Source organism: Massilia aurea (genome assembly GCF_014200505.1).
GTDB lineage: Bacteria > Pseudomonadota > Gammaproteobacteria > Burkholderiales > Burkholderiaceae_D > Telluria > Telluria aurea_B.
On the sequence record NZ_JACHBX010000004.1, the window covers coordinates 498,726 to 517,045 of the forward strand.

General features: G+C 57.7%; 8 protein-coding genes and 1 tRNA gene. All 9 read left to right on the forward strand.

The features are described from left to right. The first annotated feature begins 5 nt into the window (after positions 1-5). The 9 genes from dnaG to brxL all read left to right on the forward strand — a co-directional run bounded on the left by dnaG (position 6) and on the right by brxL (position 17,811). On the forward strand, positions 6-1,802 hold the full coding sequence (dnaG, locus tag HD842_RS19360; protein WP_183556375.1) for a DNA primase: 1,797 nt from the start codon (positions 6-8) through the stop codon (positions 1,800-1,802). Positions 1,803-2,028: 226 nt separating this feature from the next. Continuing rightward, the gene (gene rpoD, locus HD842_RS19365) at positions 2,029-4,284 is read left to right on the forward strand and encodes an RNA polymerase sigma factor RpoD (RefSeq protein WP_183556376.1); all 2,256 of its coding nucleotides are present in this window, start codon (positions 2,029-2,031) and stop codon (positions 4,282-4,284) included. Between the two features lie 114 nt (positions 4,285-4,398). Then, positions 4,399-4,477: transfer RNA gene (locus HD842_RS19370), tRNA-Ile, on the forward strand. 687 nt (positions 4,478-5,164) lie between these two features. Continuing rightward, the gene (locus HD842_RS19375; protein WP_183556377.1) at positions 5,165-5,887 is read left to right on the forward strand and encodes a hypothetical protein; all 723 of its coding nucleotides are present in this window, start codon (positions 5,165-5,167) and stop codon (positions 5,885-5,887) included. After that, on the forward strand, positions 5,877-6,440 hold the full coding sequence (locus HD842_RS19380) for a DUF1788 domain-containing protein (protein ID WP_183556378.1): 564 nt from the start codon (positions 5,877-5,879) through the stop codon (positions 6,438-6,440). The genes HD842_RS19375 and HD842_RS19380 overlap by 11 nt, the downstream gene beginning before the upstream one ends. Positions 6,441-6,474: 34 nt before the next feature. Beyond that, positions 6,475-9,936: a BREX system P-loop protein BrxC gene (gene brxC, locus HD842_RS19385; RefSeq protein WP_183556379.1), complete on the forward strand. Its 3,462-nt coding sequence runs from the start codon at positions 6,475-6,477 to the stop codon at positions 9,934-9,936. 63 nt (positions 9,937-9,999) lie between these two features. Beyond that, positions 10,000-13,365: an Eco57I restriction-modification methylase domain-containing protein gene (locus HD842_RS19390; RefSeq protein ID WP_183556380.1), complete on the forward strand. Its 3,366-nt coding sequence runs from the start codon at positions 10,000-10,002 to the stop codon at positions 13,363-13,365. A 52-nt stretch (positions 13,366-13,417) separates the two neighbouring features. Next, a complete protein-coding gene (gene pglZ, locus HD842_RS19395; protein ID WP_183556381.1) occupies positions 13,418-15,763 on the forward strand; it encodes a BREX-1 system phosphatase PglZ type B in 2,346 nt (781 codons plus the stop codon). A gap of 2 nt (positions 15,764-15,765) precedes the next feature. Then, complete coding sequence (gene brxL, locus HD842_RS19400) at positions 15,766-17,811, forward strand: protease Lon-related BREX system protein BrxL (protein ID WP_183556382.1); 2,046 nt, start codon at positions 15,766-15,768, stop codon at positions 17,809-17,811. Positions 17,812-18,320: the final 509 nt, after the last annotated feature.

The window sequence follows — 18,320 nt, forward strand, 5'->3', positions numbered from 1 at the left end:
CTCAAGTGATTCCGCAAACTTTCATCACCGATTTGCTCAACCGGGTCGACATTGTCGATATCGTGGGCCGCTACGTCCAGCTCAAGAAGGGCGGGGCGAACTTCATGGGCCTGTGCCCATTTCACAACGAAAAGTCCCCCAGCTTCACCGTCAGCCCAACGAAACAGTTCTATCACTGCTTCGGCTGTGGCGCCCATGGTACGTCGATCGGCTTCCTGATCGAATACTCGGGCATGGGCTTCGTCGATGCGGTGAAAGACCTGGCCCAGAACGTCGGCATGATCGTGCCCGACGTCGACGACAAGATCCCGCCGGCCCAGCGCGCCGCCCAGCAGGCGCAGTCGCTGGCGCTGACCGATGCGCTGACGCAGGCGTGCGCGTTTTACCGCGCCCAGCTGCGCGACGCACCGGACGCCATCGCGTATCTGAAGAACCGTGGCCTGACCGGCGAAGTGGCCGCCCGCTTCGGCATGGGCTACGCTCCGGCCGGCTGGGACAGCCTGCGCGCCGTGTTCCCCGAGTACGAGGCGCATGTGCTGGTCGAGTCGGGCCTGGTGATTGACAAGGTCGACGAAGAAGGCAACCGCCACAAACGCTATGACCGCTTCCGCGAGCGCGTGATGTTCCCGATCCGCAACACCAAGGGCCAGGTCATCGGCTTTGGCGGACGCGTGCTCGACAGCGGCGAACCGAAGTACCTGAACTCGCCCGAAACGCCGCTGTTCCAGAAAGGCCTGGAGCTGTACGGCCTGTTCGAGGCGCGCCAGGCGATTCGCGACGCCGGCTATGTGCTGGTGACCGAAGGCTATATGGACGTCGTCGCGCTGGCACAATTGGGCTTCCCGCAAGCGGTGGCCACGCTTGGCACCGCCTGCACCAGTACCCACGTGCAAAAGCTGCTGCGCCAGACCGACGACGTGATCTTCAGCTTTGACGGCGACAAGGCCGGCCGCAAGGCTGCCCGCCGCGCCCTGGAAGCGTGCCTGCCGCAAGTGAGCGACAACAAGACCATCAAGTTTCTGTTCCTGCCACAAGAGCACGACCCGGACAGCTTCGTGCGTGAGCGCGGCGCCGAAGCCTTCGAGCAAGAAATTGCCGATGCGATGCCGCTGTCCCAATTCCTGCTGCGCGAAGTGACGCAGGAGCACGACCTCGACACGCCGGAAGGACGCGCCAAATCGCAGTTCGACGCCAAGCCGCTGCTGCAATCGATGACACCGTCGAGTCTGCGCCTGCAGATCGTGCGCGGCCTGGCCAGCATGACGCAATCGACACCGGCGGAGATCGAAAGCCTGTTCGAGTTGTCCAAACCAGTGGCCACCGCGCGCCGCGCGCCGCCACGCCAGGGCCGGCCTGAGCCAGTGGGCCTGGAGCGCAAGATGCTGCGCATCCTGGTCGCGCATCCGCACCTGGCGCTCGAACTCGACGAGGTCGCGCTGAGCGCCTTCGACTATTTTGGCGAAGAGGGCGCGGATCGCCTGCGGCATCTGATCGACACGGCGCAGGCCCTTGGTCAGCACGGCACGTTTGCCGCACTGTCACAACAGTTGCATGAGGTCACTAACGAGTATGATGGCATGATTGCCGAAATCGCCGCCGAACCCGAAAACGAGGTCGATGGCGATCGCATCGTCCTGCTCAGTTCAGTACGCCAAATCAAGATGGATTCGTTACGAGAAGAATTGAACCAGTTGTTTTCTGCCGGCTTGACCCCAGATCAGGTCAGTACTCGCTATCGCGAGATTACTGCCCAGCTGGACCTTCTGGAACGTGAAGCCACCGCGGCGATGGCACCCCGATGAACACGGGCTTTCTCCCCGTGGGCCAAGGCGCTCACGACTGGAAAAAGAAAGGGTGCGTGCTATAATAAAACGCTAACTATTGCAACTGTTGAAACACTTCTTGGTTCAATTGCGTGCGTGGAGTATTAGTTAGCGGGGCATGGATTTGTGCCTGCAGGATGATGAAGGTAACAAAACTTTATTCTTAACCACCGTAAAGTTAGTCGTTGTGACATCGAAAGCGCCTGTGCCAACCAAGAAACCCGAAACCAACGTGGCTGCCACGACCACGAGAACGTCCGCCGCCAAGGCCGACAACGCGCAAGACAAGGCTGAGGTGCGTACGGCGACCTCGGCGCCTGTCAACCAGACGACCGATGCGGCCACGCTTGCCGCCATCGACACGTCGGGCTACGTCTTGCCGTCTGTCAAAGTGCCGGGCCGGCGCGGTCGCAAGCCAAAAGAATTCACCCCTGAAAACGATGAGATCGCCGCGCTGAACGCGGTCGAGCGCGCCGAGCTCAAGGCTGCGGACAAGGCCAAGGCCAAGGACCGCAAGGCCAAAGAGAAGGCGCTGCTCAAGGATGCGTTCTCGTCCGATACCGAGGCCAGCGAAGAAGAACTCGAACTGCGCCGCAGCAAGCTCAAGGCCCTAATCAAGTCGGGCAAGGAGCGCGGCTTCCTCACGTACGCCGAGATCAACGACCACCTGCCCGAAAACATCGTCGATCCGGAAGCGATCGAAGGCATCATCGGCACGTTCAACGACATGGGCATTGCGGTCTACGAGCACGCACCCGATGCCGAGACGCTGCTGCTGTCCGACAACGTCCCCAACGCCACCAGCGACGATGAAGCCGAAGCGGCTGCCGAAGCTGCGCTGTCGACGGTCGACTCCGATTTCGGCCGCACCACGGATCCGGTTCGCATGTACATGCGCGAAATGGGTTCGGTCGAGCTGCTCACGCGCGAAGGCGAAATCGAGATCGCCAAGCGCATCGAAGACGGCTTGAAGGACATGATCCAGGCCATCTCGGCCTGCCCGGTGACAATCGCCGAGATCATCGGCACCGCCGCCAAGATCGACAGCGACGAGATCAAGATCGACGAAATCGTCGACGGCCTGGTCGACCAGGAAGGCGAAGACAACACGCCGCAAGTCGCCGCGCCCGTCGCCAGCGAGTCGGACGAGGACGAAGAAGACGAGGACGACGCCGAAGGCGAAGAGGAAGAAGAAGAGGCGCCGAGCAACTCTGGCGCCGCCGGCTACTCGGCCGAGCAGCTCGAAGCGTTGAAAGTCACGGCCCTGGCCAAGTTCGCCGAGATCGCCCAGCAATTCGACAAGATGCGCAAGGCGTTCGAAAAGGATGGCTACAACTCGAAAGCCTACGTCAAGGCGCAGGACGCGATCTCCAACGAGCTGCTGGGCATCCGCTTCACGGCCAAGGTCGTGGAAAAGCTGTGCGACACGCTGCGCGGCCAGGTCGATGAAGTGCGCCACATCGAAAAGCAGATCCTCGACGTGGCCGTGAACCGCTGCGGCATGCCGCGCGCCCACTTCATCAAGGTCTTCCCGGGCAATGAAACCAATCTGGAATGGGTGGATGGCGAAGTCAACGCCGGCCACGCCTACAGCGCAATCCTGGGCCGCAACATCCCGACGATCAAGGAACTGCAGCAACGCCTGATCGACCTGCAGGCGCGCGTCGTGCTGCCGCTGCCTGACCTGCGCAACATCAACCGCCAGATGGCGGCCGGTGAAATGAAGGCGCGCAAGGCCAAGCGCGAAATGACCGAGGCCAACCTGCGCCTGGTGATTTCGATCGCCAAGAAATACACGAACCGCGGCCTGCAATTCCTCGACCTGATCCAGGAAGGCAATATCGGCCTGATGAAGGCCGTGGACAAGTTCGAGTACCGCCGCGGCTACAAGTTCTCGACGTACGCAACGTGGTGGATTCGCCAGGCGATCACCCGTTCGATCGCCGACCAGGCGCGCACGATCCGTATTCCGGTGCACATGATCGAAACGATCAACAAGATGAACCGGATCTCGCGCCAGATCCTGCAAGAGACCGGCGCCGAGCCCGATCCGGCCACGCTCGCGATCAAGATGGAAATGCCGGAAGATAAAATCCGCAAGATCATGAAGATCGCGAAAGAGCCGATTTCCATGGAAACGCCGATTGGTGACGACGACGATTCGCATCTGGGCGATTTTATCGAAGACAATAACACGCTGGCGCCATCGGACGCCGCGCTGCACGCCTCGATGCGCGGCGTGGTCAAGGATGTGCTCGACTCGCTGACGCCACGCGAAGCCAAGGTGCTGCGCATGCGCTTCGGCATCGAGATGTCGACCGACCACACGCTGGAAGAGGTCGGCAAGCAGTTCGACGTCACCCGCGAGCGGATTCGCCAAATCGAGGCGAAGGCGCTGCGCAAGCTGCGTCACCCATCGCGCTCGGACAAGCTCAAGAGCTTCCTCGAGAACAACAGCTGATTGCTGATGCGGGCTTGACGAATCTGTACTAAAGGCAATATGCTCTCGCCACTTCGCTCATCACGTTCGTGTTGGTGAGCAGGTGGCGAGTTACTTGCCACTATCCCAGTTTCTGGGCCTCTAGCTCATGCTTGGTTAGAGCAGCGGACTCATAATCCGTTGGTGCCGTGTTCGACTCACGGGAGGCCTACCAATACAGTCACAGTTCTGCGAGTCATAGTTTTCTAATAAATCAGTGACTTGTACTACTCAGGCAGTGCTAAAAAAACCATTTTTCGCACCTATGCTGCGCAGTTTTTTCATTTGTTTCTCACAATCCCGTGTGCAATACTATTGCAAATAGGGATTATTGCCTGCGGACAGTGGGTCTATTTCAAAATTGCCAAACGGCACATTTTTCTACAATTCGACGCAGATATGTCAACGTCGACAAAGCATAGCGCATATCTCCCGAGTGGCAGATTAAGCATTTCGCCGGTGCGGCGAGAACCCACCTTGTCACAGCTTCTAATCTTGTGGCTAATACCGCCTAGCATGCCTAATTTACTTACGTTAAGATAGCATTTCGCTAGCGTTATGCTTACAGGAGTCGTGCAATGCCCGTTGCCAAGTCACAGGTAGTCAGTGTCAGAGTAGAACCGCATCTCAAGGCGGCTCTGCAGCTGGCGGCTGACCGAGAAATGCGTAGCCTTGCGAATATGGTCGAGGTCATGGTCGTAGCCTACTGTCGAGCACAGGGTTATCCGTTGGAAGGAGTTTCCAAAGAGACCTTGGCCAACACGAAGCTGCATGGAAGTGTTACGTGACTGAACGGCGCTACGAACTACTCACCAGGCTTGGTTTTCGCTACGGACTCAATGGGCCTCATGCTGCTCGCACCATGATGCTCGATGACCTGCGTGTGCTACTGTCGCACACTCAGCTGAATGCATCACGTGCTGACTACGTCATCGCCATCGTAGAAAATAATGTTTTAGGCAAGCCTACACGCAAGTCGCGCGAGTTGGCATTGAGGCACATGACGGCGTTGTATGACCTAGACCCGGTCAACCCAATTTTTCGTGCCATGCGCCAGCTTTGGGCTTTGGATGAGGGTGCTCAACCGATGCTGGCTCTTGCTGTCGCACTCGCACGCGACCCACTCTTGCGCAGTACGCAGGAGTTCATCTTGGGTCTGTCGCCAGGAGCTCGAGTAACGCGGGATGCCGTCGAAGCGTTTCTAGGCTCAACCTACCCGGACCGTTTCAGTCCTGCTTCTCTCAAATCCTTCTCGCAGAACGTGGCCGGCACATGGACGGCTGCAGGCCACCTGCTGGGTCATGTCCGGAAATCACGCGCACTGCCCGAGGCGCGTCCCGAATCTGCGGCGATGCTGCTGTTTCTGGGATTTCTCGAAGGTCGTAGCGGACAGAGATTGTTCACCTCCGAATGGGTGAGCTTGCTGTGTGTTTCGGCCGAGGAATTCGAGTCACTTGCCAATTCCGCATCCCATCGGGGATTGTTAATCTTCATGAATGCAGGTGGAGTTAAAGAGGTTCGTTTCCCGGGATACGTTACCTCTGAAGAAGAACAAATCCGCCAAGAGGTTGCCCATGTCATCTAAGGTATCAAAGCTAGTGTCGGCTTATCGACAGCACTTAACTGTTCCTTGGCAAGGAGGACTTGCTGCCATTCAGCGGGTTATCTTTGCTGTTTACGACAAGGCCGATGAGCTGCGCCTGCGAGCCAATGTCGAGGAGTTTGAGTTGGCCACTCATCAGGCGGGCAAACAGTGGCTATTGCTCGATGTGACCAATGCCTTTCCAGAGTGGATGGCCAGTCAAGAGTACCGCGAAGCCTACTTTGAATTTCCTGAGGACTTAGCGGGCTACCAGGCTGGCGAATTGACCGAGTTTGTCGCCGACCTTACGACGAAGCTGAAAGCGCGCATCGGTGCTGAGGCAGGCGCGGACACCGTTGTCGCGCTGCTAGGCGCCGGCGCGCTGTTTGGTTTGGCGCGTGTTTCGTCTGTAGTGGAAGGCATAAAAGATGCGGTTCAAGGCCGTTTGCTGGTGTTCTTCCCAGGTGAGCACCATCCGGAAAACCACACCTATCGACTGCTGGATGCACGCGACGGCTGGGATTATTTGGCCGTCCCTCTGCTGGCGCAAGACTAATTACCCATATCGTAAAACGGGCAAAGAACACAACATGCTGAACAAAGAAATCTACAACAAGGCACCGAAAGAGAACCGCCTCGTCAATAACGGGGTGGCTGAAGTATCGGAGGACCATTCTGACGCGGCTCAGGCTGTCCTGCGCTATGAGTTGGAGTCCTTTGTTTGTGACGGCCAATATGAGAAGGGCCTGGAGACTATTCTCGACAAGTTCCTGTTGAATTTGGATGCCGGCACTGAGCAGCCGGGCGTCTGGATTTCCGGTTTCTACGGTAGCGGTAAATCACACTTGGTCAAGATGCTGCGCACGTTATGGACTGATTATCAGTTCTCTGACTCCGCCACAGCTCGCAGCCTTGCCAAGCTGCCGACTGGCGTTTTTGAACACCTGACGGAGTTGAGCATCCAGGGTAAGCGATACGGGTCGCTGCACGCTGCTGCAGGCAAGCTGGGAGCTGGTGCTGGCGATAAAGTGCGCTTGGCATTGCTGGGCATTGTTTTTAAGTCCAAAGGCCTGCCGGCGCAATACAACCAAGCGCAGTTGTATATGTGGCTGAAGCGGGAGGGTATTCTAGAAGCAATACGCGCTGACTTGGAAGCCGAAGGGCGCAGCCTCGAAAAAACCTTGGCTGAAATGTACGTGTCCATGGCGTTGGCTCAGTCACTCTTAAAGCACCGTCCTGACTTGGCGGGCAGTCAGAAGGATTTGAGACTGATTTTGAAGAGCCAATTTCCTGAGGTTTCCGACATCACTAGCGACCAACTGGTGCATGCAGTTGATGCTGCGCTTTCAGTAGACGGTAAGTTTCCACTAACACTGCTTGTCCTCGACGAAGTGCAGCAGTTCATTGGCGCAGATGCAGAGAAAGCGTTCCAGGTGCAGGAAGTCACCGAAACGCTCAGCAAGCACTTCAACGGCAAGTTGCTCGTTGTTGGTACTGGTCAGTCAGCGCTGTCTGGCATGCCCAACCTACAGAGACTGATGGGGCGCTTTCCTGTTCAAATCATGCTCGGTGACTGGGATGTTGAGAATGTCACGCGTCAAATTATCCTGGCCAAAAAGCCCTCTGCGCAACCACAGGTAGAGCAAGTCTGGAGAGCTAACTTGGGTGAGATTTCTCGGCACCTGCGTGGTACTAAGCTTGAACATGTCACCGATGACGAAGATGTTCTGACATCCGACTATCCGCTATTGCCGGTGCGACGTCGCTTCTGGGAGCGTGTTCTCCGCACAATCGACACGACAGGCACGGTGTCGCAATTACGTAGCCAGCTTCGCGTGGTGCATGAGGCCGTGCTCGATACGGCAGAAGCACCGCTTGGTCATGTCGTGTCTGGCGATTTTTTGTATGACCAGATTGCCGCAAACTTGCTTGCCACCGCCCAGTTACCCAAGGAGGTATTTGAGAACGTCCAACGCTTTGCCGCTGGCGACGAGCGGGCACAGCTGAAAGGCAAACTGCTCAAGCTCATTTACCTCATCAACAAGTTGCCTGCCGATGCTGCGCTGGACCTCGGCCTAAAGGCGACCGAGGATTCGCTGGCTGACCTGCTGGTTACAGACCTATCCGCCGGCTCCTCCGAACTGCGCAAAAAGCTACCCGATTTGCTCGATGAGCTCCAGAACAAGGACCGCCTGGTGATGGCGATGGCGGGGAGTAGCGGCACCGAGTACCGCCTGCAAACCCGAGAGTCGAGTTCCTGGTACGACGAGTTCCGTGCGCAAGAGGCCGAGCTCAAGGCAGCGCCTCAACGAGTGGAGCAAAAGCGCGCGGACCTGCTCAAGGCTCGCTTTAGCGACGTCTTGAAGAAGGTACGCGTTGTGCAGGGCAAGGACAACGTTGAGCGTCGTCTCACACCTACTTACGACGATAGTCTACCCAAAGACCACGACAAGAATCTCTACCTGTGGATTCAGGATGGCTGGCAGGCCGAAGAAAAATCTGTCGTTGCCGAAGCCAAGGTGAAGAATTCCAATAACCCGACTTTGTTTGCTTTCCTGCCGGCACAGCATAAGACAGAACTGAGCAATGCTATCGTCGCATTGGAAGCAGCACGTACCACGTTGCAGAAAAAAGGGAGCCCCTCTACGGAAGAAGGCCGTGATGCCCAGCGCTCAATGGAGAGTCGACAGCGTACCGCCGAGAGGGAGTTGGCCGAATTGCTGGACCAACTCGTGGCGGGAGTGCGGGTGTTCCAAGCAGGCGGGCAGGAAGCAACCGACGGTAATGACCTAGCCGACCGCATCAACCGTGCGGCCAAATCCTCTACCATTCGCCTCTACAGCCAGTTTGATGCCGCCGACCACGACATGTGGAGTAAGGTGCTCGATGAGGCTCGCAAAGGCAACATGGAGGCGCTGAAGGCCGTAGGGCATACTCAGGAGACGGACAAACACCCAGTGTGCCTGAAGCTGCTGAGCTACATTGGGCCTGGAAAAAAGGGGGCCGAGATTCGCGAGAATTTTGAAGCACCGCCTTTTGGGTGGCCTCGGGATGCAATCGATGGTGCTTTGTATGCTCTGCTATCTGCGGGGCACATCAAAGCGAATGATGCGTCTTCTAAGTCAGTTGACGCCAAAAGTCTGGACCGTGCCAAACTTACTCAGGCCAGCTTCCAGCGTGAGAGCGTGAACATCACGCCGCCGCAGCTCATCAAGATTCGCACTCTTTTCAGCACTGTCGGTGTGCCGTGCCAACCAAAGGAAGAGCTTTCTAAGGTGCCAGCCCTGCTGGCTAAATTGCGAGAGCAAGCATCAAAAGCGGGTGGCCAAGCACCCGTACCCGAAGAACCAAAGCTAACGTCAATTGAGGCCATTGAGGCGCAAACCGGCAACGCGCAATTACTAGAGCTGTTCACTCGCAACGACGAAGTAATTGGCCTCTCCAAAGCCTGGACTAAGACGGCCGACGACATTGCCAAGCGGCTGCCTGTATGGGGCAAGTTAAAGGAGCTTCTGCGCCATGCGAAGGGACTGGGTCCTTACGCCACGCTCAGGGCCGAGGTAGATGCCATTGAGTTGCAGCGCAGCCTCCTGGCCGACCCAAACCCAGTTCGACCGTTGCTGGACAAAACGGTAGACCTACTGCGCCAGGCCCTGAACGCCAAGCTGGAAGTGTTTCATCAAACCTTCGAGCAACAGCAGGCCCAGCTCCAGGCGGATACCGACTGGAACAAGCTGGACGAAGTCCAACGTGCCGAACTCAGCTCCAAGCATAATTTGACTGCCCCTGGCACGGTGCAGCTTGGCACGCCAGAGCAATTGCAGGATGCTCTGGACGAGTGTGACCTCGACCACTGGGTCTCGAAGACCCAGGCGCTTTCTAGTCGCTTTGAGGCGGCCCGGCACGCGGCGGTCCAGCTCTTGAAGCCCAACGTCGTCCATGTGGCGCTGCCAAAACGCACGTTGAACGACGAAGCAGAGCTCACGGCATGGCTTACGGAAGTTGAGGCGCTGTTGAACGCCAAACTCAAGCACGGCCCTGTAGCGCTTTGAACAATGAACAAGGACGTCGGGTATACGCTTCCCACGTTATGTCGAAAACAAGATACAGAACACATGCCGACCCACAGCATCAATAACCAGCCGTTGGCTAAGCCACTGCGCACCCAGCTTGAGAATACCGTCAAAACGGCACGTGAGGTTGCCGAAAAAGGAGCTCGCGCTACCCTGAGTCAGGTCGCAGTCGGTGAAGCCAAGGCTCCCGACTATCTGACCGACGAGCTCAAGACTTTGCGCCGTCGCTTGCGCGCCCACGGTCGCGCCCTAGGCGATGTCAAGGCTGCCGACGATACCCAGGACATGCAACACCTGGTCTGGGAAGTGTCCTACGAACACTGGCACCGCATGCTATTTGCTCGCTTTCTTGCTGAGAACGGCTTGCTGTTGTGGGAGCCTGGCGCAGCCGTCTCACTGGACGACTGCGAAGCTTTGATGCAGGAGGCGGACCCGGCGATGAACCTGGCTGCCACGACCAAGTGGGAGCTGGCCGGCAAGCTTGCCGCCCGCATGCTGCCGCAGGTATTTAAGCCGCAGAGCCCGGTGTTCGAGCTAGCCTTGGCTCCAGAGCATCAGCGTGAACTTGAGCGTCTGCTGGCCGCACTGCCGCTCGAAGTGTTCAAGGCCAGCGACAGCCTTGGCTGGGTCTACCAGTTCTGGCAGGCCAAGCGCAAGGATGAGGTCAACGCCGCCGAAGTGAAGATTGGCGCCGACGAGCTGCCCGCCGTCACCCAACTGTTTACTGAACCCTACATGGTGGACTTTTTGCTCCACAACTCGCTTGGCGCCTGGTGGGTAACGCACCATCCTGCCAAGCCGCGCCCGGTTCCGCTGACCTACCTACGCACGCTGGAAGACGGAACACCCGCCGCTGGCAAGTTCGAAGGCTGGCCCGACCGCCTGCAAGACTTCATGTTGCTCGACCCTTGCTGCGGCTCAGGCCACTTCTTGGTTGCGGCTTTCCTGATGCTAGTTCCCATGCGCATGGAGGCTGAGGGCTTGAGCGCAATGGACGCAGTGGATGCTGTACTTGCTGATAACCTGCATGGGCTGGAGCTGGATGCACGCTGCGTTGAAATCGCCGTCTTCGCGCTAGCCTTGGCGGCCTGGCGCTTTCCGGACGAGAATGGCGACCCACTGGGCGTGCGCGCCAACATGCCGGCACCGAAGGTAGCCTGTTGCGGCTTGAAGGTGGCGGCCAAGCCCGAGGACTGGATGGCACTGGTGCCTGACGGTACAGCCAACGCCGCCTATGTGCGACAGGAACTGCGCTTGCTTCACGCCAGCTTTGCCCAGGCGCCGCTGCTGGGTAGTCTGTTGGACCCGGCACGCAGCCTGAAAAACGACCTGGCCACGACCAGCTTCGACACCTTGCGCGTCCTATTGGAGCGTGCGCTGGCTACCGAACGTCCTGGGACTCTGTGGGGCCAGGCCAGCGAGTTGCAGGACGACAGCTGGGACCTGGCGCTCACGGCCAAGGGCTTGCTAGATGCGGCTAGGCTGCTCGATGGGCGCTATCACCTAGTGGTGACTAACGTCCCCTATTTGGCGCGCGGAAAGCAGAACGACACGCTGAAGGGCTACTGCGAGACCCACTACCCTGAGGCTAAGAACGACTTGGCTAACGTCTTCCTGGAGCGCTGCCTAGAACTCAGCAGCGATAAGGGTGGGGGTGCTGTCCAAATCGTAATGCCGCAAAACTGGTTGTTCCTCACCAGTTACAAGAAGCAGCGCGAATCGTTGCTTCAGCGCGTGCAATGGAACTTGCTTGCGCGGCTGGGCGAAGGCGGATTCGACAGCCCACAGGCTGCCGGGGCATTCATCGTCTTGCTGACACAGACTAAGATTCCAGCGGCAAAAGATTTTCAGCTACGCGGTCTGGATGCCAGTTCGCCAAAGGCGGCACAGGAGAAAGCGGTTTTGATACGTGAAGGAGAGATAATCTCGGTCAGCCAAATGGAGCAACTGGGAAACCCAGATGCAATTATTTCGCTTGGCGAGCGTTCGGCTACGCCCCTGCTTGCTCGGGTCGCTGGCTCATATCAAGGCATTTCCACTGGAGACAATCCACGATTCGTTATTTGCTTTTGGGAGGTAGAGAAGCGTGGTTCCCAGTTCACGCTATTTCAAACGCCCGCTGACGAGACAGAAATGTTCGCAGGTTTTCAATCGCTCCTAAATACGAATGTCTTCGGTCCGACCTCAACTGCAGCATTGCGAGGTCGGGAGGCATGGAACAAGCGAGGCATCTCTATTTGCCGAGTGCGCAGCTTGGCAGCCTCACTCTATTTTGGCGACTACTTCGCTAACACCATGCCTGTTGTCGTTCCGGTAAATGAGTCTCTACTGCCCGCACTATGGTGCTTCCTCTCCAGCGAAGAGTTTCTTTCCTCTGCACGGGCAATGAATCAGTCGCTAAGCATTGATAACGGATACTTAGCCAAACTCCCATTTGATTCTCTCCGCTGGCAGGAAATTGCGGCTGAGCGGTACCCCTGCGGGCTGCCTAAGCCATATTCCGACGACCCCACTCAATGGCTGTTTCACGGCCATCCGCAGCCCGCTACTGACCCGCTGCATGTTGCAGTCGCTCGCTTAACTGGTTACCGCTGGCCCGCAGAAACTGATGCTGCAATGGAGTTGGCCGACGAGGCGCGTGAATGGATTACCCACTGTGAGAAACTGGCCGAATATACCGACGATGATGGCATCATTTGCCTGCCTGCGGTGCGTGGCGAGCCAGCTGCGCACGAACGACTGCTCAAATTGCTAATCGCCAGTTGGGAGACCGTGCAGCCCGGCAGTTGGAAGCCGAGTGTGCTCGACAAGCTACTAGCCGATGCGGACTGCGCCGGCAAAAGCCTAGAGTTCTGGCTGCGCGATAAGTTCTTCGAGCAGCACGCTAAGCGTTTTCACTACCGCCCCTTTGTTTGGCATGTGTGGGACGGCCTAAAAGATGGGTTCTCCGCGATAGTAAACTATCACCAGCTTGACGCCAAAAACCTAGAACGCCTCGTCCACACTTATTTAGGTGACTGGATTCGCCAGCAGGAGGCTGGAGTCCGCGATGGTATCGACGGTGCACAACTGCGTTTGGCCGTTGCCCAGGACCTGAAGCGCCGTCTGGAACTTATCCTCGAAGGCGAGACACCTTACGACATCTTCGTGCGCTGGAAACCGCTATCTGAGCAACCCATCGGCTGGAACCCAGACCTCAACGACGGAATACGCCTGAATATCCGTCCGTTCATGACCGCCGAGGTCTTGCGGCACAACAAGAAGCCGAAGCTCAACATCACTTGGGACAAAGACCGCGGAAAAGATTTGGAAAGAGCACCCTGGTTCAAGGTCTTTAGTGGCGACCGCATCAATGACTATCACTTGACGGTGGCGGAGAAGAAAAAAGCAAGAGGTGATGCAGCATGAAACTACTAAGCGTGCTCAGCTTTCGTGACTTTAAGGCGCTGGAGTTAGCCGCATGAGACTTCCCCCTGGAGCAACAGTCTGCTCACAACTTGTGACCGCCTTGCAGGCCGCGTCCAAGGTTAATTCGCATGCCGCTGCGCCTGCTGCCGCAGTGCTATGGCCCGACAAAGAGCGGCAGTGGCAAACCGCCATGCCTGCGTTGAAAAGTCTGCTACCCGGACTGTGCGAACTGGGTTCCTATGAACCTGACGGGCGTCGCGGCCCGGCGGTGTGGCTCAAGTGCGCATTGGCCGGCCTCATTCCCGAAGTTTCATTCGAGGGCGTGCCAATCGTATATCTGCCGGGCGTGAGTCGCGCGGAGTTACGGGCCATCGAGTCCTGCCCACGCGACCTGCAGCCTTTGGCCGAACTGCAATACCGCGGAGTATTTTGGAGCCAGGCCAATGCAAAGGACTGGACGGTGAGCGCCTTCTTGGCATCGAAAAGTGGCGGCCTGGGTTTGAACGTAGCGCAAGACAATGCGACGCAAGAGGTCCTGGGCCAAGCGCTGCAAGCTGGCTTGTTACTTGAGCACTCAATGGAAGAACTACACAACCGCGCCATCAACGCGGAGTGGTTGCTCAGTCTGCTAGCGCCGAACCCAGCACGCGACCTGTTGCTGTGGATGAATGCGCCAGAAGCGGCACGCCAGGACTGGGGACTCGTGCTATGGGAGGTATTTGCCAAGCGCTGCAAGTCGGACTTCGGCTTTGACCCGTTGGCCGATGGTGTGCTGGTTGCCACCGAGCGTTTGGCCAAGGGTGAAGGCAAATGGGGAGCGGTGGCAGTGCTCTACCGAGACTCCTTTGCAAGCTTCCCGAATATCTTCGGTCTACTGTCCAAGGTCCAGCCGCCGCAGTTTGGGCTTTTCCCCGAACAGGACCAGCTGGCAGGCTATCCGCAGGCCAACGAGCAGGGCGAAGCTGCGTTGCGCTATGCCCTATCGGCTTGTGCCGTCATGGATGCACCGCAGGCTCGCGCGGCCGTCGCTGCTGCTGAGAAAGAGCACGGCTTTCGGCGTGGCTGGTTGTGGGCCCGCATGGGGCGCTCGCAGCTGGCGACGGCGTTGGAGCATTTGACTGAGCTGGCCCAATGCAGCGCAAATGTGCCCGTTGGGCAGACTCCTTCGGAATTGGCAGTGAGCTACCAGCAGACTGGGTGGCGTGTTGACAACGCCGCGCTGCAGGCACTTGGATGTGTGCATTCTAAGAGCGACCTGGAGGCTGTGAGTGGAGCGATGCGCGCGATGTACTTACCCTGGCTGGAAGAAGCGGCACGTCGGTTGCAGGAGGCCGTGAAGGAGACGGGTGGGTTGACGCCGGTTGAGCTCTCGACTGTCAATGCCCTGGCTGCCGGCACTTGTACTGTGTTTGTTGATGGTCTGCGGTACGACGTTGCAATGCGACTTCAACAACGCATTTCGGCCTTGGGAACAACGAAGTTGTCAGCACGCTGGACCAGCCTTCCGTCGGTGACAGCGTCGGGAAAGGCGTGGTGTTCGCCGGTGGCGGCCTTCATCGCTGGTGCTGCCGATGACGTCGACTTCGAACCTCGGGTGGCTGCAGACGGCAAGCCTCTGTCCGGTCATAACTTTCGCAAGCTTCTCGCCGAACACGGCGTGCAGCCACTAGGCAAGCATGAGTGCGGCGACCCGCAGGGCCGTGCTTGGACAGAAGCTGGCGACCTGGACCACTATGGGCACGAACATGGCATTCGACTGGCTCGCGACATGGACACTCAACTCGACCAAGTAGTCGAGAGGGTCAACGAACTTTGCGACGCAGGGTGGAGACGCATCCGCATCGTCACTGACCACGGTTGGCTGCTTATTCCGTACGGCTTACCTAAATCCGACCTGGCCAAGCATCAGGCGGAGACGCGTTGGGGCCGTTGCGCCGTACTTAAGGACAGTGCACATGGCACCTCGCTGACATTTGGCTGGGACTGGTGCAAGGATGTACAAGTGGCGTATGCGCCTGGGGTGACCAACTTCATCGCCGGGGCCGAGTATGCTCATGGCGGCATTAGTCTGCAGGAATGCCTGGTGCCGGTGCTGGAGTTGAACAGTGTCGGCACCTCTGGGGCGGCTTCCCCTGTCGTGCTGAAAGCGGTGACATGGAAAGGATTACGCTGCACGGTCGTCGTGGAGGGCGCATCGCCCGGTCAGCGCGTGGACATCCGCACTGAGGCGGCTTTAGCTTCCAGCTCGCTGGTGGCCAGCGTCAAGCTTTTGGAAGGGGGTAAGGCCAGCTTAGCTGTGGCCGATGATGAACACATGGACGCGGCCGCTGTGGTGGTTGTGTTGGACTCCAAAGGCGAGATACTTCTGAAGCAGGCCACCACGGTGGGAGAGAAATAGTAATGCAACTCGATGAGCTGGACCGTAAGGCCACAACAGCGTTCGAAGGCTATGTGGTACGAAAGGACCTGGTGCGAACTTTCAGTCGTCAGTTCCCTGTGCCAACCTACGTGGTGGAGTTCCTACTTGGCCGCTACTGCGCTACGACCGACGAAGCCGAAATCCAGGAAGGCCTGGACATCGTGCAGCGACAACTGGGTTCGCGTACGGTCAAGGCGGGTGAGGAAGAGCTATTTAAGGCCCGCGCCCGTGAGGCCGGTTCTGTGAAAATCATTGATATCATCACTGCGCGCTTGGACTCGAAGACAGATTCTTATGTTGCCACTTTGCCTAGCTTACGACTCAATGACGTACGGCTGACGCCAGAGATGGTAAAGGAGAACGAGCGCATGCTGACTGGCGGCTTCTACGCCGAAGTCACGCTAGGCTATGACTCGTCGATTGCGCAAGAGAAGGGCGGACGGCCCTTTGGTGTGGATGCTTTACGTGCCATTCAACTCTCCAAGCGCGAGGTGCTGGATGTGCTGGCCAAGGGACGCGAGCAATTTTCGACGGTGGAATGGTGCGACCTGCTGCTGCGCAGTGTGGGCTTTGAGCCGGAAACCTTGTCTGCACGTGCGAAGGATGCGCTCTTATTGCGCATCGTCCCATTTGTCGAGCGCAACTACAACCTGGTGGAGTTAGGCCCACGCGGCACAGGTAAGTCACACCTATTCCAGCAGGTATCTCCCTACGCGCACCTCATCTCGGGGGGCAAGGCCACGGTTGCCCGTATGTTCGTCAATAACGCTAGCGGTCAGCGCGGGCTAGTGTGTCAATACGATGTTGTCTGTTTCGATGAGGTGTCCGGCGTGTCCTTCGACCAAAAGGATGGCGTCAACATTATGAAGGGCTACATGGAGAGCGGTGAGTTCTCGCGAGGCAAAGAAAGCATTCGAGCGGACGGTTCCATCGTATTGGTGGGTAACTTCGACGTCGATGTTGAACATCAGCAGCGAATCGGCCACCTATTCGGGCCGTTGCCGCCAGAGATGCGTGATGACACGGCCTTCATGGACCGAATTCACTGTTTCTTGCCTGGCTGGGACGTGCCTAAGCTCAATCCAGGGTCGTTCACCGAGCATTTCGGCTTAGTCAGCGACTTCCTTTCCGAATGTTTCACGCAGTTGCGGAATCAGAGCCGCGTCTCGACCTTGCAAGGCCGCGTATTCTGGGGCGGCGCGCTTTCGGGCCGCGACCTCAACGGAGTGAACAAGACGGTCAGCGGCCTTCTCAAGCTCCTTTATCCGAACGCCGAGATGCCGGTTAGCGACGAGGACCTCGAGTGGGCAGTGCGCCTGGCATTAGAGGTACGGCGGCGGGTGAAGGAGCAGCAAAAGCGCATCGGCGCAGCCGAGTTCCGAAACACGCACTTTAGCTACAAGATGGGCATCGAAGGTGTTGAAAAGTTCGTCAGCACGCCCGAGCTTCAGAGTCAAGCCGGCATTGGAGATGAACCACTGGAATGTGGGCAGATTTGGACGCTTAGTCCTGGTGGTCAAGATGAGCACTCAGGTCTGTTCCGCCTTGAAGTGACAGAGGGGCCCGGTAGTGGGGTTCGAGTTCTCAACAACCCTGTACCAGCACCGTTTAAAGAGTCCATCCGCTGTGCTGAACAGAACCTTTATGCGAGAGCCCAGCAGCTAGTTGGCGACCGAGACCCGCGTTCTCACGAGTTCTCAGTACAACTGCGTGGCTTTGACGCAGCCAAGTCGGGTGCTAAGACCGGAGTGGCCGCGTTAATCGCCCTCTCGAGCGCGCTTCTAAAAAAATCGGTTCGAGGTGGTTTAGTAGTCGCTGGTGAGGTGACACTGGGTGGAACCATCGAGCCAATCCACAACGCGGTTACTTTGGCCGAGATTGCCGTCGAAAAGGGAGCAAAGGCGCTGCTGCTCCCTGTAGCTTGCCGTCGGCAGCTATTTGACCTGTCTGATGAAATGGCCACAAAGCTCGACATCGAGTTCTATCAGGATGGACGTGATGCGCTTCTGAAAGCACTCGGTGACTAATCTCCGGCTAGATACTGACGCCGCGTTATGCGACGCGAAGTTCTTTAACCAGTGACTCGCATATGCGCGCGGCAAATGGACTTCGGCCGTGTATTCGCAAGGGCGGTAGAAAACTTTACTAGTAGGACAGTTTTGCGGCGGGTCTCGTTGTTCAGCTCATACATGGCGGCATTGCAGTCGGCATGCCTAGCAACCACGGGGCGAACTGTCTTATTAGGACACCTTTATTTCTGGGTATTTTATTGGCCGACCAACCGGGGCTGAGCTGAGCTGAGCGCGTCAGGTGGCACTTGGCGCGAAACTGTCGAGCAACACTTTCTAGTCCGAAGCTCGCCGCCGGCCTATCCATTTTGCCGCCGCGGCAGGCGCGAGCAACTCATGCGGCGAAAGTGTCCTACTAGGACATTTTTCGAGCGAGTGGGACAAGCAAAATCAATGCGCTGTCACGAATCAGAAAAACTGTCCTACTAGGGCAGTTTTGGTAGCGGGCGACTGCAGTCAGTAAATGA